This window comes from uncultured Amphritea sp. (assembly GCF_937127095.1).
Lineage (GTDB): Bacteria > Pseudomonadota > Gammaproteobacteria > Pseudomonadales > Balneatricaceae > Amphritea.
In genome coordinates, this window is record NZ_CAKZLP010000040.1 from 46,553 (window position 1) to 67,135 (window position 20,583).

The following is a 20,583-nucleotide window of genomic DNA, read 5'->3' on the forward strand; positions in this document are numbered from 1 at the left end:
TATTTTAAAGGAGAGATCTCTTCGCCGTCTGTCTGCTGACGTACATACAGAGTAATTGCTCCACACCTTGTTTGTCGTGCTCGACATAACCCGGAACCGGGATTTAAAAAATTAGCGAACGACCGACGGATATCAGCGTTTGTCTGTTTGAATCAGCCGGCTAAACTCTGTCACTGACAATGCTTGACTGAAATGAAAGCCCTGTGCCTCGTCACACTGATGACTGCGCAGAAACGCAAGCTGCTCGTCCGTTTCCACCCCCTCGGCAATGACCCGCAGTTTGAGGTTTCTCCCCATACCGATCACCGCCATCACAATGGTCGCATCGTCCATATCGGTGACGATATCGTGCACAAAAGACTGGTCGATTTTCAGAGTACTGATCGGAAAGCGTTTCAGATAACTCAGGCTTGAATAGCCGGTGCCAAAGTCGTCAATCGCCAGCCGAACCCCCATCTCTTTAAGTGCCTCCAGCAATGACACAGCAGTGGAAACATCCTGCATAAGGATACTTTCAGTCAGCTCCAGCTCAAGATAACCAGGGTCCAGACCCGTTTCCTGCAGAATGCGGGTGATACCGGCGAGAAACCCCTTATTCCTGAACTCTGCTGCGGAAATATTGACCGCCACAGGCACCGCACACAAACCGGCATTCAACCACTCTTGTACCTGCTGACACGCTTCCCGTAGAACCCAGTTACCAATCGGCACAATCAGACCGCACTCTTCCGCGATGGGCACGAACTGATCCGGATAAAGCAGCCCGAGCTCAGGATCCTGCCAGCGAATAAGCACCTCAGCCCCGACCATCGCCCCGCTAGCCAGATTGATCTGCGGCTGGAAGTGCAGCAGGAATTCGTTTTCCGTGAGGGCGCGGCGCAGGCTACTTTCGATGGCCCGGCGATGCACTGCCTGAATATTCATCTCTGCCTGGAAATATTGATAATTGTTGCGGCCGTTTTTCTTGGCATGAAACATGGCGGTATCCGCATTCTGCATCACACTCTCCGCATCACAGCCGTCATCCGGATAGACGCTAATGCCGATGCTAAGGGTCACATAAAGTTCATGTCCGTCGATGAGATGGGGCGTATCAAACGCGACTTGCAAGCTTTCTGCTACCAGCCCCGCATCCTGGTTTTTTTCAATTTCAGGCAGCAGGATAACGAACTCGTCACCCCCCTGGCGACAAACCACATCGGTGCTGCGTACGTAAGCAACCAGACGGGCAGCAACTGACTTTAAAAGTTGATCACCGACTGTATGGCCCAGTGCGTCATTAATGTGTTTAAAATTATCCAGATCGATAAACAGCAACCCAACCTGTTTACTGTGCCGGTTGGACAGCCCGATCGTCTGAGAAAGTCGTTCTGTCAGCAATGCTCTATTGGACAAACCCGTAAGAAAATCATGTTGCGCCAGGTGAGTCATCTTCGCGGCCATCGCCCGCGACTGACTAACATCGTGAAATACAATCACTGCGCCGGCCACCTGGCCGTCCCGTTTATGGATAGGTGCGGCTGAGTCCTCGATAGCGGATTCAAACCCATCGCGCCGAATCAGCACACAATTAGCCGCCAGCCCCACGGTCTGATCCTCATAAAGGGCTCGCCGTGCCGGGTTATCAGCGGGCTGGCGGGTACTGCCATCGATAATATTAAACACCGTCGTCAACGGTTGACCCAATGCCTCCTCGCCAGACCAGCCAGTCATGACCTCACCGGCCAGGTTCAGATAGGTGACGTTGCCGAGAAGATCGGTAGCCAGCACAGCGTCACCGATGGAGTTAAGGGTAACCTGAGCTCGCTCCTTCTCCTCAAACAACTCTTCTTCCGCCGCCAGCAGTTCGAACTCCGTTGCTTTTCGCTCACTGATATCCTCTACCGTCAACACATGACCATGCCGCGAGGTCCCATCGTTGATAACGGCGCTATTGACGCGCGTCCACACCACACTGCCATCTTTGCGCTGAAAGCGAAACTCAGTACGTAATGGCGCTTCGCTGTGGGCTGCAGAATGCCAATCCGTGATGACCCGCTGACGATCCTCGGGGTGGATAGCTATGCTCCAGCGAGTGCCCAACGCCTGAGTAAAGCACAACCCCGAGATCCTCTGATATGCAGCATTGGTATAGATGCAACCGCCCTCTGCATCGGAAACGAAAATACCCAGTGGGGACGCATCGATGACCGCGCGAAAGCTCAGCTCACTCGTCAACACGACAACCCTCTCAACCAGATCTGACGAGCGTCGACCAGGGTGTAGTGATAATAACGGAGCTTCAATAGTTGCAGGTAATCGCTTACCTGACTCACGTTGGTGAACGCCAATCGTATATCAGCTATTGATGGGGCTGGCATTATACGGCTCCATCTTGTACTCCTAGTACTCCGCGACATCTTCGTCTTTTATCAGGTTGACATAATTACCACTAAGCTTGCCCCCCTCAGCTTTCACTTTGCCAGTAAACTGTTTCCAGTGACCTGCTGCTGTATCTATGCGCATATTAAACCTCCGTGTTGGTGCTCTGTCGAACTGTTCGAAAAAGGTTAACCGGACAGCTCTCAACGGTCAGTCATATAACAATTTATCCGCAGGAATAACATCAGTCTGTGCGTTACCGCACATTACATAGTGGCGCCGGGGCAAAGGTTATTAGCGTAGCTGTGCGTTTTCAGGCTGTTTTATTGTTGCGCTATGTGCGGTGGCAAACAGACGATGCGAATATGGATCAGTAGACTATACTCATTCATGCGTTGCACAAAAACAGTAAACGCATTAACTCAGGGTGGTGCCGCCTGGCAAAATATCTCTGCGATGCCAATTACTCGAATATTTTCTCAGTTTGACGTTCATTAAAGGAATAAGTGCATGAAACCAATTAGACAACACATTTCACAACTAGCGATTGCAGCCGTTGCATCAATAGCGCTGATTCCGCTAACCGCAATGGCCGAAGGTTATCTGGTCGACAGCAACGGTAAAAACGTGATGAGCAGTGATGGTCTGTGCTGGCACATAAGTGAGTGGTCACCTGCAAGCTATCGTGAGCCCTGCGACCCGGCTTACAAACCGGTAGCTGCGGTTGTTCCTGCTCCTGTCGTGGCCCCAGCGCCAGCGCCAGCGCCGCCGTTACGCAAAAAAATAAGTTTTTCAGGCAGTGCGCTGTTTGCTTTCGACAAGTCTGCACTGAAACCTGAGGGCATGGCGTTGATGGACAACCTGGTGCAACAGCTTAACAGTACAACCTACGAGACCATTGAGGTCACCGGCCACACCGATCGCATCGGCTCCGACGTTTATAACCAAAAGCTCTCAGAACGCCGCGCCCAATCGGTTAAAGATTACCTGGTCAGCAAAGGGGTCCCGGCAAACAGCATTACTGCGATAGGTAAAGGCGAAACAGCCCCCTCCGAAACGGGTGAATGTAAAGGGATGACCGTCTCAAGAACCAAGGCCTGTTTACAGCTCGACCGCCGTGTTGACATTGAGATGATAGGTACCAAACCGGTCGCCGGTAGTAACTAAATAGTTGTCACGCAGGAGCATTAAGACCTGTCAGGGATGACGCTCTACAATCCAGATAATAACGACAGCGGGAAATTACACCGGTAATTTCCCGTTTTTTTTGAAAAAAACCTTTCTGAAACAGTTATTCTTACTACCCGAACATCCCTTCAAAGCATTCTGAGCCGGGCGTCGTCCCACTAGTTCAGCGCTTCAAACCCGGAAAGCACATCAAACAGTTCTTCATCGATACTGCTCTGGCGCAGACGGTGAAAGGTTAAGTTAAGATCGTCTTGTAGTTCATCGATATTTTTTTCTGCCCGCTGCATCGCCGCCAGACGACTGGCATTTTCGCTGGCAAGTGATTCAGCACAGGCTCTGAAAAGGCTGACAAACAGATATTCACGTACCAATGCCCGCAAGGTAGCTTGTCGATCCGGCATCACTTCGGGGAGGTTGCTGGCAGGCCAGGGGATGTTAACCAGCTCATCCCGCCAGGCTTGATCCAGTGGTAACAGCTGTTGACTCATCGGGGTATAGATCGCATCGGCACGCGGGCTGTGATGAAACAGATAGACCCGTTCAATGCTGCCCGCTTCCCGCCGCGCTTCAAGCGCAATAAGAATCTGGCCCACCAGCGCAGTCACCGCATGAATCGAGTTAGGCAGAGTAAAACCTGGCTCCTGCTTCAGACGGGTTTCCGAAAGGCGCGACTGAAGACGTTCACCCACCGCCCAGAGGATTTTTTTACCCGACAACGGTGCCAGTGTATGCTCTACAAACTCGACCATCGCTTCATTGAACTGACCCACCAGCCCCTGATCTGAGCCGAACACGATCACGCCAATCGCAGCGGTACCGGGCGCCTCCCTGCCGGTTATCGCGCCGGACAGGTTATCTTGTTTGAAACAGGCGGATAACCCTAATTGCACTGTTCGGTAATAATCATCCAGCGAGCGGACCGCATTCTCATATTGAGTAATACTCGATGCCGCCATCGCCTTCATCGTCCGCACCACCGATTCGAGCTCTTCCGCACTGTCTATTTTGTGCCGCAGACTGGCAACACTGTCACTCATATGCTCCCACTCTCCTGATCTGGCATAAACGCTGTCAATGCGTCCCGCGCGAGCTGCACAATCGCGGTTCGATCCGGGTCACTCAGCTTATCTGCATGCGCCAAACGCTCCACAACCCCGGCAGGCAGTTCTGTTGCGCCGTTGCGCACCGCCAACTCTGCAGCAGGCATCTGCTCCAGCGGTATCTTGTCAAACAGTTGTTCGGTCAGCGCCAGCAGTATGGCAATCTGTGCGGCCATGCCAACCGGGGTAAATTCCGGCTGTTTAAGACAGGCGCGAATACGGCGGCCATGTTCAATCACTTCCAGTGTGTCATCATCCAGACGTGCGCCAAAACGGGCAAAGGTTTCCAGTTCTTCGAACTGCGCATAAGCCAGTTTGAGGTCGGCGGCAACCGCACGGTAGGCGGCGCGTTGTGCTTTACCCCCCACACGGGAAACAGATTTTCCGACATCCACTGCGGGCAATACACCCAGTTCAAACAGCGATGGCGAAAGATAGATCTGACCATCGGTGATCGAGATCAGATTAGTCGGAATATAGGCGGAGATATCCTGCGCCTCGGTTTCAATAATCGGCAGTGCGGTGAGTGATCCGCCCCCCAGCTCCGGGCGCAACCGGGTGGCGCGTTCCAGCAGCCGCGAGTGGATATAAAATATATCTCCGGGAAAAGCTTCACGGCCGGGAGGACGACGCAGCAACAGTGACAGTTCCCGATAAGCGCGGGCGTGATGCGTCAGATCATCATAGACAATCAGTACATCGCGCCCCTGCAGCATAAAATATTCAGCAATACTGGTTGCCGCATAGGGCGCGATATACGCCAGGCCGGGCGGGTCATTACCTTCGGTCACCACGACGATGGTGTACTCCAGAGCACCCTGTTCACGCAGCCGGGCAATCACTTTGGCAACCCCGGAGGCACGCTGACCAATAGCGCAGTAAACGCAGAGCACATTCTGGTCACGTTGATTGAGTATGGTATCCAGCGCTATCGCGGTCTTGCCGGTCTGCCGGTCTCCGAGAATCAGCTCACGCTGTCCCCGACCCACCGGAATAAGTGCATCAATCACCTTAATACCGGTTTGTAAAGGCACACTGACAGGGGCACGATCCATAATCGCGGGAGATGGCCGTTCAACGGGCAGACGCGAGGTAGCAACCAGATCGCCTTTGCCGTCCAGCGGCTGGCCTATCGGATTGATAATGCGCCCGATAAGCCCCTCTCCCACCGGCACATCAACCAGATGATGACAGCGTTTAACTTCATCACCGGCCTGCAGATGCCAGTAGTCTCCCAGCAGCACAACGCCGATCTCATCTTCATCGACATTGAAGGCGATGCCATAGATCTCACCGGGAAACTGAAGCACCTCTTCAAAGCCCACGCCGGGCAATCCGGACACGTTGGCTATACCGGTGGAGATACTGGTGATAGTACCCACTTCGCAGAGCTTCAACTCAGCGTCAAAAGATTGCCGGGCCTGTTGCAACGCGGAGAAAGTGTCGTCAAACATCGTTTGTAGCAATTCAGGCGCCTTTTTCATGGGTGTCCTGTCCTGCTTGCGACGGTCTGTTTACCTGATCAGCACCCTCCTCGACAGGGTCGGAGGATCGTAACAAGGCGTCAACACTATCCGCCAGTGCGACCAGATAGTCGTCAATACTCCACGCAATTTTCTGCCCCTCAGTCCTGATCTCAATACCGCTCACCAGATCCGTTTCAGTGGCAAACCCGATCTTCACACTCTCACCTATTTTTGTCCTGATCGCGGTTTCAAGCAGCGCGCACTGCTCTTCTGGCAAGGGATAGGCTGTGCGAACCACTAATGGCTGACCGGAGGATGAAAACGCTGACTTAAACTGCATTATCTCCTCATCATCTAATGTCTCTAAGCGCCGAATAAAAACATCTGTTATACGGGCTTCCAGCGTCGTTCCGGCAAGATCGCCGAGCGCCTTACGCGCTATCGCAAATACCTCTTCCCGGGTGCGCTGGCTCAACGCCTGCTTTAAGTTATGCTGCTCGTTTTTCAGTGCGGACTGTAACCTGCTGCGCAAGGTTTCCGACTCAGCTCTGACGCCTTCAAGCAGGCGCGCCCGCTCAGCGGCCACCTCCTCGGTTAGCTGACTCATGCGCTCAGACTGTTGTTTGTCGAACGCTGAATTTTTCTGTTGATATTTGTCGCGCAGGGCCTCTGCCCCACTCTTTGTCGCAGCGGCACTGGCGAGTTCAGTCGCAATCCTTTTTTCACGGGCATCGATCGCGGTGAGAATAGGTTGGTAGAGAAAACGCTTTAGTAACCACGCAAGCACCAGAAAATTGATCACCTGAGCCGTGACGGTAAACCAGTCGATTAGCATGACTTATTTACCTGCAACCTGAGTGACGGCAAAATTCCAAAAGGGGTTAGCAAACAACAAAATCATCGACACCACAAAGCAGTAGATCGCCGTGGATTCGATCATCGCCAGACCCACAAACAGTGTGCGGGTGATCGTAGCTGACGCATCTGGTTGCTGTGCTAATGAGGAAAGCGCAACGGCAACCGCCCGGCCCTCGCCCAGCGAGGGCCCAATCACACCGATAGCGATGGTAAGTCCGGCAGTGATAATTGATACCATTGCAATAATAGTCATGCTGTCCATAGTATCTCCATAGATCATATTAAAGGTCGTCTTAATGATTGTTGCGGTGATTGTGTGAGTCGTGGCTTCATTGCTCTGACTCCGCTTTATGACTTTTTAAATCGGGCTTATCTGCAGCCGTTTGATTTGCCGGTTTTTGTGACCGGGTTGCCGCTGCGATATACACGGTTGCCAGAATAAAAAAGATATAGGCCTGCACGATGCCGGTCAGCAGTCCCAGCAGCGTCATGACGATGGGAAACAAAAACGGCGTAATACTAAGCAGAATCGCAATAATCATGGCACCACTCATCATGTTGCCAAACAGACGCACCGCCAGGGCCAGAGTCCGTGACACTTCACTGATAATGTTAAACGGCAACATGATAAAGGTCGGCTTTGCATAGGAGGAGAGATAGCGGCTCACCCCCTGCTCCTGAATGCCGTACAGTGGCACCGCCACAAACACACAGAGAGCCAGTGCCGCCGTGCTGGAAAGTGATCCGGTGGGCGGTTCAAAACCGGGAATTATGGTCCCGAGTGCAGAGACAGCGATAAACAGAAACAGCGAGCCCAGAAAGCTAAGATAGCTACGAGGATCACTCAGGCCAACCTCTTCTATCTGCTTGCTGATGTTGATAACCACCACTTCCAGCAGGTTTTGCCAGCGCGAGCGATGCAGATCGGTCGATAGTTTCCGGGTGATCAGTACAGAACCGATCACCAGTACCAGCATCACCGCCCAGGTAAACACGATAGTGGAGTTGAGCTTCACAAAGCCCATCTGCCAGAAAATAATCTGATCGGGACTAAGGTGCATAATGACGCTTCTGTTCTGAGGGATGGACAGATTCTGTTTTAGCAACCCATCGCATCGCCACTGTGCGTACCGCAACAAACCCCAGCAGACCGGCGACCAGGCCCGGCCAGCTGTCCCCCAGAATAAAATAGAAGCCAACCACGACGATGCCGGTTCTCACCAGCATGCTACACAGAAACAGCAGCGCAACATGTTGACTGGAGCCCAGTTGCCGCACGGTCCACCACAGCCCCGCGAAATAAAACAGGCCCAGCAACGCCCCTGCCAGAAGTGATCCGGCCAGCGAGGCATAGCTCCCATCGACAAAGCTCCCTTCGACAAAGATACTCATCATATAATCAATCAAGATCATCTCCCTCCTCATGTCGGTGAATCTCCCGGTCCTCTTTATCAACCCAGCGCCAGGCATTGAAACAACCGAGACAGAGACCCACGACCAGTAACATCAGTGTCCAGGAGCGCCCCCCCGGATACTCTTTATCCAACCAGACGCCGAGCGCCGCACCCAGCAGGGTTGGTATGGCCACCGACCAGCCAATCAGCCCCATCATTCCCAGACCCGACCAGACCGTTTTATTGACATGTCGCTGAGCCTTGAGTTTACGTTCGGCCCGGCTTCCCACCTGTTGGCTAAACTCAGTGTTACCTGATCCGCAAGGCTTATTCTCAGCCTCAGCCATACTTTCTACTTCAGGCTTATTCTCTGCCTCAGGCTTGTTCTCTACTTCAGGCTTATCACGCATCACGACGCTCTGTCCTGATGCAGTGACACCAGGCGTCGGATAAAACCGCTGTCCATTTTTGCCAACACCGAACGCAACTGTCGCTCCTCATCATCAAGCTGCATAAATTCCTGTTCGACCGCCTCACGCAACTGGCTCAGTTGCATACCTCCGATGGCGTTACGTACAGAGACCCGCACATCAAAGCCAGATTTAACCAGCACACCCTCATCAACGGCGACGTAGCTTTCCTCCTCACCTTCAGTCTGAAAAACCAGGATGCCCGCCGTCAGTGATGCCACACAGTCAAGCCGGTGGGGCAAGATACCGAAAGAACCCGCAGGGGTTTCTGCAACGATCCGCTGCACCTGATGCTCCTCAGCAAAAACCTTATAGGGCAGAATAATTTTAAGTGTCATCTGTGCTGCTGACATCGTTGCCTTCCTCCGTCGCTACCGGTTCAACATCTTTGCGGGCTTCATCAATCGAGCCGATCATGTAGAGTGCTTTTTCCGGATAGTCCTTAAACTCGTCACGCAGAATACGTTCACAACCCTCCAGTGCATCCTCAAGACTGACCAGCTTGCCCGACATACTGGTGAACTGCTCGGTGGTGAAAAATGGCTGTGTCAGAAAGCGCTCCAATCGACGGGCGCGTCCCACCACTTTATGATCTTCCGGTGATAACTGCTCCATCCCCAGCATCGCGATAATATCTTTGAGTTCCGCATAGTGAGCCAGGGTGCTGCGTATCTGTTGTGCCAGGTCATAATGGCGCTTACCAATTACCCCCGGGGTGGCCATTTTCGAGCTCGACTGCAATGGATCAATAGCAGGATAAAGTCCCTCACTGGCCCGTTTGCGTGATAACACGATGGACGCTGAGAGATGAGAAAAGGTATGCACGGCGGCGGGATCAGTAAAATCATCGGCGGGCACATAGACCGCCTGAATTGAGGTGATCGCACCGCTGCCGGTATTGGCAATACGCTCTTCCAGTTGGGACAGCTCGGTGCCCATGGTTGGCTGATAACCCAGGCGCGCAGGCATCTGCCCCATTAAACCGGAGACCTCCATACCCGCCTGGATAAAACGAAAGATATTGTCGATCAGTAGCAGCACATCCCGATGCTCATCATCGCGAAAATATTCAGCCATCGTCAGCGCCGCATGACCCACCCGAAAGCGCGCACCGGGCGGTTCATTCATCTGACCGAACACCATCACCATATTGTCCAGTACGCCTGCTGCTTTCATCTCACGATAGAGCTCTTCACCCTCGCGGCAGCGTTCGCCAATACCACAAAATATACTCACCCCGGCATGCTGCCCGACCATGTTATGAATCATCTCGGTCAGCAGTACTGTTTTGCCGACACCCGCACCACCAAACAGACCCGCCTTACCGCCCCGTTCCAATGGCATCAGTACATCGATCACCTTGATACCGGTTTCGAATACTTCGGTTTTAGTGGCGCGCTGGGAGAGCGGTGGGGGTACGTTATGTACGGAACGCCACTGAATGTCGGTGGGTGCTGGCTGCCGGTCAGTCGCGTTGCCAAACACATCGAACATACGCGACAAGATCCCTTTGCCCACCGGCGACTGAAGCGGACCGCCGCTGTCTTCAACCACCATGCCACGGGATAACCCCTGAGTCGGCGTCAAAGCGATGCAGCGCACCCGCTGCTGATCCAGTTGTGAAAACACCTCTATCAGAATCTGCTTTTCAGCGCCGGTCTTTAACAGAGAGCGAATCGGCGGTAACTGCCTATCAAATACAACATCCACAACACTACCGCGCACGGAGATAACAGTGCCTGTGTTATGCAACACAGACCTGCTGTCGATATCCTGAGGTAACGGCTCATCAGTGAGAAGAGGCGCTTCCGTGTTGCTGACCATACTCGTTCACCTTTTGATTCAGGAAGCTAAGAGCCAGGCAGATCCGTGCCGATCTCATCAGCTCTTCGTCGACCTGTGACGTGAAATCAGTTGATGTAAGCGGTATAGAAACAGGCCAGTGGTAGTAATTCCACTGGCGAAAAGCCTAGAGAAGTGATCTCTAACAGACTCACCTTATAAGCTAGTTCAATAAGTGCAGGTTGCAACTGCTGATGCTTAACTGTCAGTCCTAATTACCCCTTAACAGCACATTCTATGACACCAGCGGTACTCGCTCTGTACGTTAGCGTACAGACTGCATACTTCATTTGAAGGGGTACGAGGTTTCGCTATCCATCACTGATGCTACGACAGCGACACAACTGGTAATAAAATTGAGGATGTGAAAAAAGTTCATCAGGAAGACCTGAAACTACCCCCGGATTGGAGGGAATAAGGTTTCAGTCTGAAAAAGTGCAAACTATGCCACCGGTTTTAAAGTGAACGTTTCGTAGTTTGCTAAACGATCCGTTTCTTTTTTCACCACGGCATAACACTCGCAACTCAGCGCTTCGAGTTTGGGCCGGTCGAGTACGGTGATTTTGCCTCGATGATATTCGATGACATTTAGTTTTTGTAATTTACCGGCAGCCTCCGTAACCCCTTCACGGCGAACGCCAAGCATATTGGCTATCAACTCCTGAGTCATGGTCAACTGGTTGCTTGATAAGCGATCCAGTGACAGCAGCAGCCATCGGCAAAGCTGTTGATCAATACTGTGATGGCGGTTGCAAACGGCGGTCTGGGCCATTTGCGTCAGCAGCGCCTGGGTATAGCGCAACATCAGGTAGAGCATATCCTGGTGTCGATTAAACTCTTTTTTGAGTAACTTGCCGTCCAGTTTGTATGCACTGCCGGCACTTTGAACAATAGCCCTGCTAGGGGTAGATTCCCCCCCCATGAAAAGGGATATACCCACCACCCCTTCATTTCCAACCACAGAAATTTCTGCAGATGAGCCATCCTCCATGACATACAGGAGTGACACAATGCAATCTGTTGGAAAAAAGGCATCTTCCAGTTTGTCACCGGACTCATACAACACTTTGCCTAACGGCATCGTTGTTAGTTTAAGGTGAGGAAATATTCGCCGTTTAACCTCTTCGGGGAACGCTGCCAGCATCTTATTTTGCAGGGGTGAAGAGGCATCCGGTTGATTAATAGTCATATAAGAACCTACATAAGCCCGATACAACAAGATGAATTATCAATGATAATTTTAACAAAAGGGGTCACTTGAATTTACGAATCTGATTGTAAAAGAATAGCATTAACGACTGATGCTATCTGTGCTGTTGAACATATAACACTTTACCCACCTACTTGCCTTATAAATATACCCTGGTCTACCAGTCGTCACAGATACCACAAGCCCGAAATAAAAAAACCCAGCCTTTACGCTGGGTTTTCTGAGACTATTTCTGGTGAATATCAGTCTGTATAAGAGGCAGAATCATTCCCACTCAATCGTTGCCGGTGGCTTAGAACTAACATCGTAAGTCACCCGGGATACGTGGGGGATCTCGTTAATGATCCGGCTGGATACCGTTTCCAGCAGCTCATACGGCAGGTGCGCCCAGCGAGCGGTCATAAAGTCGATGGTTTCAACGGCGCGCAGTGCAATGACGTACTCATAACGACGGCCATCACCGACCACACCCACCGATTTCACCGGCAGGAACACGGCGAATGACTGGCTGGTTTTGTGATACCAATCAGCACGGTGCAACTCTTCCAGGAAGATGGCATCGGCTTCACGCAGAATATCTGCGTACTCTTTCTTAACTTCACCGAGAATACGTACACCCAGACCAGGGCCCGGGAACGGATGACGGTAAACCATATCGTATGGCAGCCCCAGTTCCAGACCGATTTTGCGGACTTCATCCTTAAACAGCTCACGCAGAGGCTCTACCAGATCCATCTTCATATCGTCCGGCAGACCGCCAACGTTATGATGGGATTTAATCACATGCGCCTTACCAGTCTTGGCACCGGCGGATTCAATCACGTCAGGATAGATCGTGCCCTGCGCCAGGAAGTTTACATCCTTCAATTTGGTTGCTTCCTCATCGAACACTTCGATAAAGGAGTTACCGATAATTTTACGCTTAGCTTCAGGATCACTTTCACCCTTCAGACGACCGAGGAACAGATCTTGAGAGTCAGAACGGATAACACGTACACCCATGTTATTCGCGAACATCTCCATCACCTGATCGCCTTCATTCTTACGCAGCAGACCGTTATCAACAAACACACAGGTCAGCTGATCGCCGATCGCTTTATGCAGCAGAGCTGCCACAACTGATGAATCCACGCCGCCGGACAAGCCCAGCAGAACTTTCTGACTGCCTACCTGCTCCTGAACCTTATCAATCAGGTCAGCGATGATATTGGCGGGGGTCCACAGGGTGTCACATCCACAGATTTCGCGAACGAAACGTTCCAGAATACGCCCACCCTGTTTGGTGTGGGTAACTTCAGGGTGGAATTGAACGCCGTAGAAACTTTTACCTGGATGGCACATCGCTGCAATCGGAGCACTGGCGGTGCTGGCGATTACGTTAAAGCCTTCCGGCAGGGTACCTACCTTATCGCCGTGACTCATCCAGACATCCAGCAATAGCGAGCCATTATTGGCAATCTGATCTTCGATCCCTTCCAACAGGCGACTTGGGCTATCTTCCAGACGCACCTTGGCATAGCCAAATTCACGCTGATCTGAAGTAGTAACACTGCCACCCAGCTGCTCAGCCATGGTCTGCATACCGTAGCAGATACCCAGCAATGGGATGCCCAGCTCAAACACCACCTGTGGTGCGCGCGGCGAGTTACATTCGGTAACAGACTCAGGGCCACCCGCCAGGATCATACCCTTAGCGTTATAATCACGGATCGCAGCTTCATCCATATCCCATGGGTGAATCTCACAGTAGATACCAATCTCACGTATACGACGGGCGATTAGTTGAGTGTATTGCGAACCGAAATCCAAAATCAGGATTCGTTGAGCATGAATATCTTGTGACATTTCGATGACTCCGAAATCATCGCCAATACCCATTCAGGTTTATTCTGGCGATTGGCTGTTTTAGCAGCGTGTTAAAAAAGAAAAAGTGGGAGGGCCGAAGCCATCCCACCTGTTTTATTCATTCAGAAGCAATTATCCAACGCGATAGTTCGGCGCTTCTTTGGTAATACTGACATCATGCACATGGCTTTCAGCCATACCAGCACTGGTGATACGAACAAATTTAGGCACGGTACGCATCGTCAGGATATCCGGGCTGCCGGTGTACCCCATAGAGGAGCGCAGGCCACCCACCAGCTGATGCACAACACCGCCCATCGGACCTTTACAGGCGACCCGACCTTCAATACCCTCTGGCACCAACTTCTCAGCACCTTCGGAAGCATCCTGAAAATAACGGTCTGAAGAGCCCGAGGTCTGTGCCATCGCGCCCAGTGATCCCATTCCACGATAAGACTTGTAAGCACGGCCCTGGAACAATTCAACTTCACCCGGCGCCTCATCCGTACCGGCCAGCATAGAGCCGATCATCACTGCCGAAGCTCCGGCGACAATCGCTTTGGACAGATCACCGGAGAACCGCACACCGCCATCAGCGATACAAGGCACACCGTAGGGCTCAAGCGCTGCAGCAACATTGGCCACGGCACTGATCTGTGGCACACCGACACCAGCAACGATACGGGTAGTACAGATGGAGCCCGGGCCGATACCCACTTTAACACCATCGGCACCGGCTTCCGCCAGGGCAACAGCAGCCTCAGCGGTAGCGATGTTACCACCGATTACCTGAACATTTGGATAAGTCTGCTTCACCCAGGCAACCCGATCAATAACACCCTTGGAGTGCCCATGGGCGGTATCAACAATAATGACATCAACACCGGCCTTAACCAGAGCATCAACACGATCTGAAGTTTCAGCTCCGGTACCCACCGCAGCGCCAACAATCAGACAGCCTTTACCATCTTTCGCCGCGTTTGGATGAGTCGAGGCTTTATTCATATCCTTAACAGTCATCATACCGCGCAGGGCGAACGCCTCATCGACTACCAGAATTTTTTCAATACGGTGTTTGCGCAGCAAATTGCGAACATCATCAGGATCTGCGCCTTCCAGCACCGTTACCAAACGTTCTTTAGGGGTCATAATAGAGGCAACAGACGCTTCAAGTTTCTTTTCGAAACGCGCATCACGGCCAGTCACAATACCGACCAGTTCACCATTATCGATCACAGGAAAACCTGAAAAGCCAAGACGGGCTGATAGCGCGTTAAGTTCGCCTACCGTCATATCCGGACTACAGGTCACCGGATCACTAACAACACCCGCTTCATATTTCTTAACCAGACGGACCTGTTCTGCCTGCTTTTCGATGGTGAGGTTCTTATGGATAATACCAATACCACCTTCCTGAGCCATAGCAATCGCCAGGCCGGATTCAGTGACTGTATCCATAGCAGCAGAGACAAGGGGGATGTTCAGGGCGATGCCTTTGGTCAGGCGAGTCTTTAACGAAACGTCTTTAGGCAGAACCTCGGAGTAACCGGGAACCAGTAGAACATCATCAAAAGTGAGGGCTTCTTCAGCGATTCGCAACATGGGTGAGATTGCCTGTAGTGTCTAAAAAAATAAGACGCGGGATTATAGCCTTTTGTCGAACCATCGACAATCAAAATAGATTAATCCCAACCATTTTTATTGATTTCGTTAATTCTGCCAAACTGTCGTTACAAAGCGATGATCGGTTGGTTTAAGATGCGCACTATGCAACCTTACTCACACCCCCAATATTCAACCAGCAGCGGCCCGGCAAACAACGCCCTGAGCGTTACCGAACTTAACCGCCAGGTCAAGTCTCTGCTGGAAAGCTCGTTCCTGACCATTCATGTGGAGGGCGAACTATCTAACGTGGTTAAAGCCAGTTCCGGACACTGGTACTTCACCCTCAAAGACAAAGACGCGCAGGTGCGTTGCGCCATGTTCCGCAATCGCAATCAATACCTGAAATACCAGGCCAAAAATGGCGACAAAGTCGTCGTCAGGGCGAAAGTCAGCTTATACCCGGGCCGCGGCGACTATCAGTTGATCTGCGATTATATGGAAGAAAGCGGTGTCGGTTCACTGCAGCAAGCCTATGAAGCGCTCAAACTCAAATTGCAACAACAGGGATTGTTTGATCCGGCATTTAAAAAACCGATCCCGACTCACCCAAAACACCTGGGCGTTATCACCTCACCAACCGGAGCGGCGGTTCACGATATTCTCACCGTTCTCAAACGCCGCTTCCCTTCACTACCTGTGACGCTTTTCCCAACCGCCGTGCAGGGGAATGAAGCGGCGGCTCAGATCGCCAATGCTATCCGTCTGGCAAATGAGGATGGTCGTTGCGATGTGCTGATTGTCGGTCGCGGTGGTGGCTCTCTGGAGGACCTGTGGCCCTTTAACGAAGAGATCGTGGCACAGAGCATCTTTGATAGTGAGATACCGGTTATCAGTGCTGTAGGCCATGAGACCGATGTCTCTATTGCTGACTTTGTCGCGGATATGCGCGCCCCTACCCCATCGGCAGCCGCCGAGTTGATCAGCCCTGACCAACAGCAAATACTGCTACGTCTGCAGCAGATACACCAGCGACTGACAGATGCCTGGAAACGCAGTCATCAACAGCGCCAGCAACAACTGCAATGGACCCGCGCCCGGCTGCGCCACCCCGGCGATAAGCTCAAAGAGCAGGCACAAAAACTGGATGACCTTGAACTGCGGATGCAGCGCGCTGTCAGACATATCATTGAGCGGAAAAAACAGCACCACACCCAGTTACAGCAACGTTATCTGCGCTGTTCACCGCTACCCAGGATTACCGCAGAGCAGCGACGGATGAATGAACTGCAACACCGCTTAACCACGCTGGTTCATAACACCCTGAAACAAAACTCGCTGAAACTCAGCGGTCTGGCAGCCACACTCAACAGCGTCAGCCCACTGGCTACCCTTGACCGGGGTTATGCTATTGTTCAGGACGAAGCGGGCAAAGTGATACAGGACATCAACAATATTGCAACCGATAACACCGTTGAGACACGGCTCAGCAATGGTCGTTTTCTCAGCAAAGTCACTCAGGTTATAAAGGAATAAGGAACCCCTATGCGCCTCGTTAGTTTTATATTTACACTGTTATTCAGTTTCTCAGCTGCCGCCATTGAACTGCCACAAGAGTCCCGGGTACCCGGAGGTATCGCACTGGTTCCGCTGACAGGACTTAACAGTGAAGTCGCTCCGTCAGCCTGGTACCGGGGCAACCGGGTCATGGTTTTACCCAGCCAGGACACAACCTACGCCCAACAAGCCCCCTGGATCGCGGTGATCGGCATCCCACTGTCAGCCAAACCAACCGAGACCCAGCTAATGAAAGCGGATGGTGAGAGTTTCCCGTTTCAGGTTCAGGGTAAGGAGTATGAAGAGCAACACCTGACAGTCACCAACAAACGTCACGTTAATCCAAACGAACAGGATCTGGCCCGCTATAAACGCGAAAAGGAAGAGATGGTCGCCGCGTTCAAAACCTGGAGCAGCCCACCCCTCTCCAGTGTAAATTTCAACCTGCCTGCCACTGGTCGCTTCAGCAGCCCGTTTGGTCTCAAACGGTTCTTTAACGACCAGCCCCGCAACCCTCACAGCGGTCTGGATATCGCAGGTGGACAGGGGGGCGCTATCAACGCACCCGCACCCGGACAAGTGGTTGCCGTAGGCGAATACTTTTTCAATGGCAATACTGTCATTGTCGACCACGGCTATGGCCTGACCACCATGTACTGCCATATGAGCAGAATTGATGTGAAAATCGGTGATCAGCTGAATACCGGCGACAGTATCGGTGCCATCGGTAAAACCGGACGAGTCACCGGCCCCCATCTTCACTGGAGCGTCAGTCTTAACAATACCCGGGTCGATCCGCTTCTTTTTGTTAAAGAGTAGATGAATATGATAGGCTTCGCGTTCTTAAAACCGAACCGACAGAGTACTCATGTCTGATATTAAATTTGAAACAAGTGAACAGATCGCCAGCTACGGTATCGGCCGTCAGATGGGCGATCACCTGGCAACACAAAGCTTTGATGGCGTTGAATTGAACGCAGTGATTGCTGGCATCAAAGAATCATTTGCCGGTGAAGCCCTGAGCATCGAAGGCGAGAAGATTCAGGCAGCATTTAACGAGATTCAGGCGCGCATGCAGGAAAAAGCTGAGAAGCTGGCTAAAGAAGCCGCAGCTGAAGGCGAGTTGTTTCTGGAAAAAAATGCTCAGCGTGAAGAAGTATTTGTGACCGACTCTGGTCTGCAATACGAAATTATCACTGCGGGTGAAGAGGGTGGCGAAAGCCCTAAACGTGAGTCTACTGTTCGTACCCATTACCACGGTACCTTCACCGACGGTAAAGTGTTCGACAGCTCTTACGATCGCGGTCAGCCAGCTGAATTTCCTGTTGGCGGAGTGATTGCCGGCTGGACCGAAGCACTGCAACTGATGACTAAAGGTGCTAAATGGCGTCTGACAGTTCCCTATCAGCTCGCTTATGGCGCTCAGGGTTCTCCAGGTGGTATCCCACCGTACTCGACGCTGGTATTTGATGTAGAGCTGCTGGATATTCTGTAATAAGTTATCCACAACTGTTGTAATACTAAAGACCGGCCGCTTCTGCCCCGGTCTTTTTTATGGAGCGAACCTATGCAACTTAACCTGCAGGTCTCCGGTAGCGGAGCACCCCTTATCATTATGCACGGCCTGTTTGGCACCCTGCTGAACTGGAGTGGACAGATCAAAGCCCTGTCTGAGCATCTCACCGTCTACGCTGTTGATCTGCGCAACCACGGACGCTCCCCCCATACAGAGACAACCAGCTATCCACTCATGGCTGACGATATTATCGAACTGATGGATCAGCAGGGACTCGAGAGTGCGCATATTCTGGGCCACTCAATGGGCGGCAAGGTTGCTATGCAGCTGGCCATGAACCACCCCCAACGGGTGAATAAGCTGATCATCGTGGATATTGCTCCGGTGCAATACCCTAATCATCACAGTGATGTCTTTACCGGTCTGAACGCCGTCGACCTCGATAACCTGACATCCCGCGGAGACGCCGATAAACAACTGAGTCAGTATGTTGAAGAACTCAGTGTCAGGCAATTCCTGCTGACCAACCTTTACCGCACAGAAGCGAAACAGTTTGCCTGGCGAATGAACCTGCCGGTGCTGGAAAGCTGCTACGATGAGATCAGTAAAGCCCCTAGCGGACCTGCTTTTGAACAACCAGTGTTGTTTATCAAAGGCGAAAACTCAGATTACATCACCACTGACTACCGTGAGCAGATACTCAACCTGTTTCCTAAAGCCGATTATCGGCTGATACAGGGCACCGGACACTGGCCTCATGCCGAGAAGGCTGCGATTTTTACCCGAATAGTCTTAAATTATCTGATGAAGTGAATATCACAGAAGGCAACAGAGCTGAAATCCACACGTTGATGAGCGTCTGACGCAGAATCCTCGATAAAGAAATGAATTAGATTAAATTAAATTAGATTAGATTAGATTGAATAGGATGAATCTGAAGAGATCAGGTGAGTTTTTTAACTACCTCGACTAACCCCAATGAGAGTGCCGACATGCACTCTCAGCAAATATGGCTGAGGTAAAGCCGATACCGCCTAGAACTTATAGGACATCCCCATACCAAAACGCCCGTTGACACTCCCCAGCCATAAGCCAGGGTCCTTCCGATCTTCGGAATTAAGACTATAAAGCGCATATACACCGGATGACACCCGCACCAGCACAAACTGACCGGTATCGACATTCAAACCTGAACGACCTCCCCTTGCCAACTGATAGAATGCACCTGAGAAATCAGCTCCCGCGTCAGTCTGTGCTTTAGACTGAGTGGATTGTTTCTCGTCGCTTTGCTGCATTTCAGTGCCACCTATTGCGCCTGAAATCATGTCCAATAAACCGTCCAGTCCGGCGCAGTTTCCGCTGCAGGGAAGCAGCAGAAGGAGGGACATTACTGGAATCAGATATCTGTTCATAGCCTTACTACCTATTCAAAGCTAATGAAGTTTCAATCAACTCACGCGTTGTTAGCCCCCCCCAGGCCTCAAACCTCTTTACAAACACTTGTTTGATCACGTTACGAACAGAAGATAACACAGCCTACTGTATAAAAAGTGATCTCCATCAGTTTTTGCCAGTTAAATTACCCAACTTGGGTACTGCATAGCAAGGCTGTTTTATAATGGCGACAAGCCTTTAAAATCGGGTGTATTACATTGGCGTCGAACGGTGATTCACCGCTAAAAAGGCATATCTTTCGATACACCTCTGATTATTACGTTGGTAGCGGGGGCCAGATCTAAACCGACGACCTTCCTGCCCTTATAAAGAGCCGAGCCCGACGCTTTCTTCGCACCACTATAAATAACTAAATTTCAGGCAAAAAAAAGACCAACCATTAAGTTAGTCTGATTTTATACGTTGGTAGCGGGGGCCAGATCTAAACTGACGACCTTCCCGAGCGCTTATAAAGAGCCGAGCCCGACGCCTGATCTCAAATTTCAGACGAAAAAAAAGCCAATCTTTCGATTAGCTTATCTTTCCGTTGTGGTAGCGGGGGCCAGATTTGAACTGACGACCTTCGGGTTATGAGCCCGACGAGCTACCAGGCTGCTCCACCCCGCATCAACGTGGCACGGATACTACTGGCACACTCAAACAAAAGCAATTAATAAATAATCTTTTCAATCAATTAGTCCGTTTTATCTGATATAACTAAACTGTATCAAGAACTTCAT

Annotated in this window: 21 protein-coding genes and 1 tRNA gene; 5 read left to right on the forward strand and 17 right to left on the reverse strand. The window is 51.5% G+C overall.

The features are described 5' to 3' along the window. Positions 1-132: 132 nt before the first annotated feature. From Q0499_RS09170 to Q0499_RS09180, 3 genes are read right to left on the reverse strand one after another with little or no spacing between them, the layout of a single operon-like run. On the reverse strand, positions 133-2,217 hold the full coding sequence (locus tag Q0499_RS09170) for a bifunctional diguanylate cyclase/phosphodiesterase (RefSeq protein ID WP_299198523.1): 2,085 nt from the start codon (positions 2,215-2,217) through the stop codon (positions 133-135). Further along, the gene (locus tag Q0499_RS09175; RefSeq protein WP_299198525.1) at positions 2,214-2,360 is read right to left on the reverse strand and encodes a hypothetical protein; all 147 of its coding nucleotides are present in this window, start codon (positions 2,358-2,360) and stop codon (positions 2,214-2,216) included. Before Q0499_RS09175 ends, Q0499_RS09170 begins: the two co-directional genes overlap by 4 nt. Positions 2,361-2,382: 22 nt before the next feature. Further along, entirely contained in the window at positions 2,383-2,505 is a 123-nt protein-coding gene (locus Q0499_RS09180; RefSeq protein ID WP_299198527.1) for a hypothetical protein, read from the reverse strand. 366 nt (positions 2,506-2,871) lie between these two features. Between Q0499_RS09180 and Q0499_RS09185 the strand changes: the two genes are divergently transcribed. Next, positions 2,872-3,528: an OmpA family protein gene (locus tag Q0499_RS09185; RefSeq protein WP_299198529.1), complete on the forward strand. Its 657-nt coding sequence runs from the start codon at positions 2,872-2,874 to the stop codon at positions 3,526-3,528. Positions 3,529-3,707: 179 nt separating this feature from the next. Here the strand turns inward: Q0499_RS09185 and Q0499_RS09190 are convergent, their stop codons facing one another. The 12 genes from Q0499_RS09190 to guaB form a co-directional block, all read right to left on the reverse strand. Further along, the gene (locus tag Q0499_RS09190; protein WP_299198532.1) at positions 3,708-4,586 is read right to left on the reverse strand and encodes a F0F1 ATP synthase subunit gamma; all 879 of its coding nucleotides are present in this window, start codon (positions 4,584-4,586) and stop codon (positions 3,708-3,710) included. Then, a complete protein-coding gene (locus Q0499_RS09195; protein ID WP_299198534.1) occupies positions 4,583-6,133 on the reverse strand; it encodes an alternate F1F0 ATPase, F1 subunit alpha in 1,551 nt (516 codons plus the stop codon). The genes Q0499_RS09190 and Q0499_RS09195 overlap by 4 nt, the downstream gene beginning before the upstream one ends. Further along, on the reverse strand, positions 6,117-6,950 hold the full coding sequence (locus Q0499_RS09200; RefSeq protein WP_299198536.1) for a F0F1 ATP synthase subunit B: 834 nt from the start codon (positions 6,948-6,950) through the stop codon (positions 6,117-6,119). The genes Q0499_RS09195 and Q0499_RS09200 overlap by 17 nt, the downstream gene beginning before the upstream one ends. 3 nt (positions 6,951-6,953) lie before the next feature. Further along, entirely contained in the window at positions 6,954-7,235 is a 282-nt protein-coding gene (locus Q0499_RS09205; protein WP_299198538.1) for a F0F1 ATP synthase subunit C, read from the reverse strand. A gap of 67 nt (positions 7,236-7,302) precedes the next feature. Then, a complete protein-coding gene (locus Q0499_RS09210; RefSeq protein ID WP_299198540.1) occupies positions 7,303-8,034 on the reverse strand; it encodes a F0F1 ATP synthase subunit A in 732 nt (243 codons plus the stop codon). Beyond that, positions 8,024-8,386, reverse strand: coding sequence for an ATP synthase subunit I (locus tag Q0499_RS09215; protein ID WP_299198542.1), 363 nt, complete (start codon positions 8,384-8,386; stop codon positions 8,024-8,026). The genes Q0499_RS09210 and Q0499_RS09215 overlap by 11 nt, the downstream gene beginning before the upstream one ends. After that, the gene (locus Q0499_RS09220) at positions 8,373-8,777 is read right to left on the reverse strand and encodes an AtpZ/AtpI family protein (protein WP_299198611.1); all 405 of its coding nucleotides are present in this window, start codon (positions 8,775-8,777) and stop codon (positions 8,373-8,375) included. The genes Q0499_RS09215 and Q0499_RS09220 overlap by 14 nt, the downstream gene beginning before the upstream one ends. Next, on the reverse strand, positions 8,777-9,190 hold the full coding sequence (locus Q0499_RS09225; protein WP_299198544.1) for a F0F1 ATP synthase subunit epsilon: 414 nt from the start codon (positions 9,188-9,190) through the stop codon (positions 8,777-8,779). Before Q0499_RS09225 ends, Q0499_RS09220 begins: the two co-directional genes overlap by 1 nt. Next, positions 9,165-10,661, reverse strand: coding sequence for a F0F1 ATP synthase subunit beta (gene atpD / locus Q0499_RS09230; RefSeq protein ID WP_299198547.1), 1,497 nt, complete (start codon positions 10,659-10,661; stop codon positions 9,165-9,167). The genes Q0499_RS09225 and atpD overlap by 26 nt, the downstream gene beginning before the upstream one ends. Positions 10,662-11,121: 460 nt before the next feature. Next, positions 11,122-11,868 (reverse strand): Crp/Fnr family transcriptional regulator, encoded by a 747-nt coding sequence (locus Q0499_RS09235; RefSeq protein WP_299198549.1) that lies wholly within the window; start codon positions 11,866-11,868, stop codon positions 11,122-11,124. Between the two features lie 285 nt (positions 11,869-12,153). Continuing rightward, positions 12,154-13,734 (reverse strand): glutamine-hydrolyzing GMP synthase, encoded by a 1,581-nt coding sequence (gene guaA / locus Q0499_RS09240; RefSeq protein WP_299198551.1) that lies wholly within the window; start codon positions 13,732-13,734, stop codon positions 12,154-12,156. A 132-nt stretch (positions 13,735-13,866) separates the two neighbouring features. Then, on the reverse strand, positions 13,867-15,336 hold the full coding sequence (gene guaB, locus Q0499_RS09245) for an IMP dehydrogenase (protein ID WP_299198553.1): 1,470 nt from the start codon (positions 15,334-15,336) through the stop codon (positions 13,867-13,869). 165 nt (positions 15,337-15,501) lie between these two features. Between guaB and xseA the strand changes: the two genes are divergently transcribed. The 4 genes from xseA (at position 15,502) to Q0499_RS09265 (ending at position 19,222) form a co-directional block, all read left to right on the forward strand. Beyond that, positions 15,502-16,872, forward strand: coding sequence for an exodeoxyribonuclease VII large subunit (xseA, locus tag Q0499_RS09250; RefSeq protein WP_299198555.1), 1,371 nt, complete (start codon positions 15,502-15,504; stop codon positions 16,870-16,872). A gap of 9 nt (positions 16,873-16,881) precedes the next feature. Continuing rightward, positions 16,882-17,712 (forward strand): peptidoglycan DD-metalloendopeptidase family protein, encoded by an 831-nt coding sequence (locus Q0499_RS09255; RefSeq protein ID WP_299198557.1) that lies wholly within the window; start codon positions 16,882-16,884, stop codon positions 17,710-17,712. A gap of 49 nt (positions 17,713-17,761) precedes the next feature. After that, positions 17,762-18,388: an FKBP-type peptidyl-prolyl cis-trans isomerase gene (locus Q0499_RS09260; protein WP_299198559.1), complete on the forward strand. Its 627-nt coding sequence runs from the start codon at positions 17,762-17,764 to the stop codon at positions 18,386-18,388. 72 nt (positions 18,389-18,460) lie between these two features. Then, positions 18,461-19,222, forward strand: a complete 762-nt coding sequence (locus Q0499_RS09265) for an alpha/beta fold hydrolase (RefSeq protein ID WP_299198562.1) — start codon at positions 18,461-18,463, stop codon at positions 19,220-19,222. Positions 19,223-19,443: 221 nt separating this feature from the next. On the opposite strand, the gene Q0499_RS09270 is transcribed toward Q0499_RS09265, so the two are convergent. Together Q0499_RS09270 and Q0499_RS09275 are read right to left on the reverse strand one after the other, a co-directional pair. Beyond that, positions 19,444-19,740: a hypothetical protein gene (locus Q0499_RS09270; RefSeq protein ID WP_299198564.1), complete on the reverse strand. Its 297-nt coding sequence runs from the start codon at positions 19,738-19,740 to the stop codon at positions 19,444-19,446. Positions 19,741-20,393: 653 nt separating this feature from the next. After that, positions 20,394-20,470: transfer RNA gene (locus tag Q0499_RS09275), tRNA-Met, on the reverse strand. Positions 20,471-20,583: the final 113 nt, after the last annotated feature.

Coding starts and splice junctions, on each gene's coding strand:
- Q0499_RS09175 (WP_299198525.1), bottom strand. CDS start 2,360: ATGCCAGCCCCATCAATAGCTGATATACGATTGGCGTTCACCAACGTG.
- Q0499_RS09180 (WP_299198527.1), bottom strand. CDS start 2,505: ATGCGCATAGATACAGCAGCAGGTCACTGGAAACAGTTTACTGGCAAA.
- Q0499_RS09185 (WP_299198529.1), top strand. CDS start 2,872: ATGAAACCAATTAGACAACACATTTCACAACTAGCGATTGCAGCCGTT.
- Q0499_RS09190 (WP_299198532.1), bottom strand. CDS start 4,586: ATGAGTGACAGTGTTGCCAGTCTGCGGCACAAAATAGACAGTGCGGAA.
- Q0499_RS09195 (WP_299198534.1), bottom strand. CDS start 6,133: ATGAAAAAGGCGCCTGAATTGCTACAAACGATGTTTGACGACACTTTC.
- Q0499_RS09200 (WP_299198536.1), bottom strand. CDS start 6,950: ATGCTAATCGACTGGTTTACCGTCACGGCTCAGGTGATCAATTTTCTG.
- Q0499_RS09205 (WP_299198538.1), bottom strand. CDS start 7,235: ATGGACAGCATGACTATTATTGCAATGGTATCAATTATCACTGCCGGA.
- Q0499_RS09210 (WP_299198540.1), bottom strand. CDS start 8,034: ATGCACCTTAGTCCCGATCAGATTATTTTCTGGCAGATGGGCTTTGTG.
- Q0499_RS09215 (WP_299198542.1), bottom strand. CDS start 8,386: ATGATCTTGATTGATTATATGATGAGTATCTTTGTCGAAGGGAGCTTT.
- Q0499_RS09220 (WP_299198611.1), bottom strand. CDS start 8,777: ATGCGTGATAAGCCTGAAGTAGAGAACAAGCCTGAGGCAGAGAATAAG.
- Q0499_RS09225 (WP_299198544.1), bottom strand. CDS start 9,190: ATGTCAGCAGCACAGATGACACTTAAAATTATTCTGCCCTATAAGGTT.
- atpD (WP_299198547.1), bottom strand. CDS start 10,661: ATGGTCAGCAACACGGAAGCGCCTCTTCTCACTGATGAGCCGTTACCT.
- Q0499_RS09235 (WP_299198549.1), bottom strand. CDS start 11,868: ATGACTATTAATCAACCGGATGCCTCTTCACCCCTGCAAAATAAGATG.
- guaA (WP_299198551.1), bottom strand. CDS start 13,734: ATGTCACAAGATATTCATGCTCAACGAATCCTGATTTTGGATTTCGGT.
- guaB (WP_299198553.1), bottom strand. CDS start 15,336: ATGTTGCGAATCGCTGAAGAAGCCCTCACTTTTGATGATGTTCTACTG.
- xseA (WP_299198555.1), top strand. CDS start 15,502: ATGCAACCTTACTCACACCCCCAATATTCAACCAGCAGCGGCCCGGCA.
- Q0499_RS09255 (WP_299198557.1), top strand. CDS start 16,882: ATGCGCCTCGTTAGTTTTATATTTACACTGTTATTCAGTTTCTCAGCT.
- Q0499_RS09260 (WP_299198559.1), top strand. CDS start 17,762: ATGTCTGATATTAAATTTGAAACAAGTGAACAGATCGCCAGCTACGGT.
- Q0499_RS09265 (WP_299198562.1), top strand. CDS start 18,461: ATGCAACTTAACCTGCAGGTCTCCGGTAGCGGAGCACCCCTTATCATT.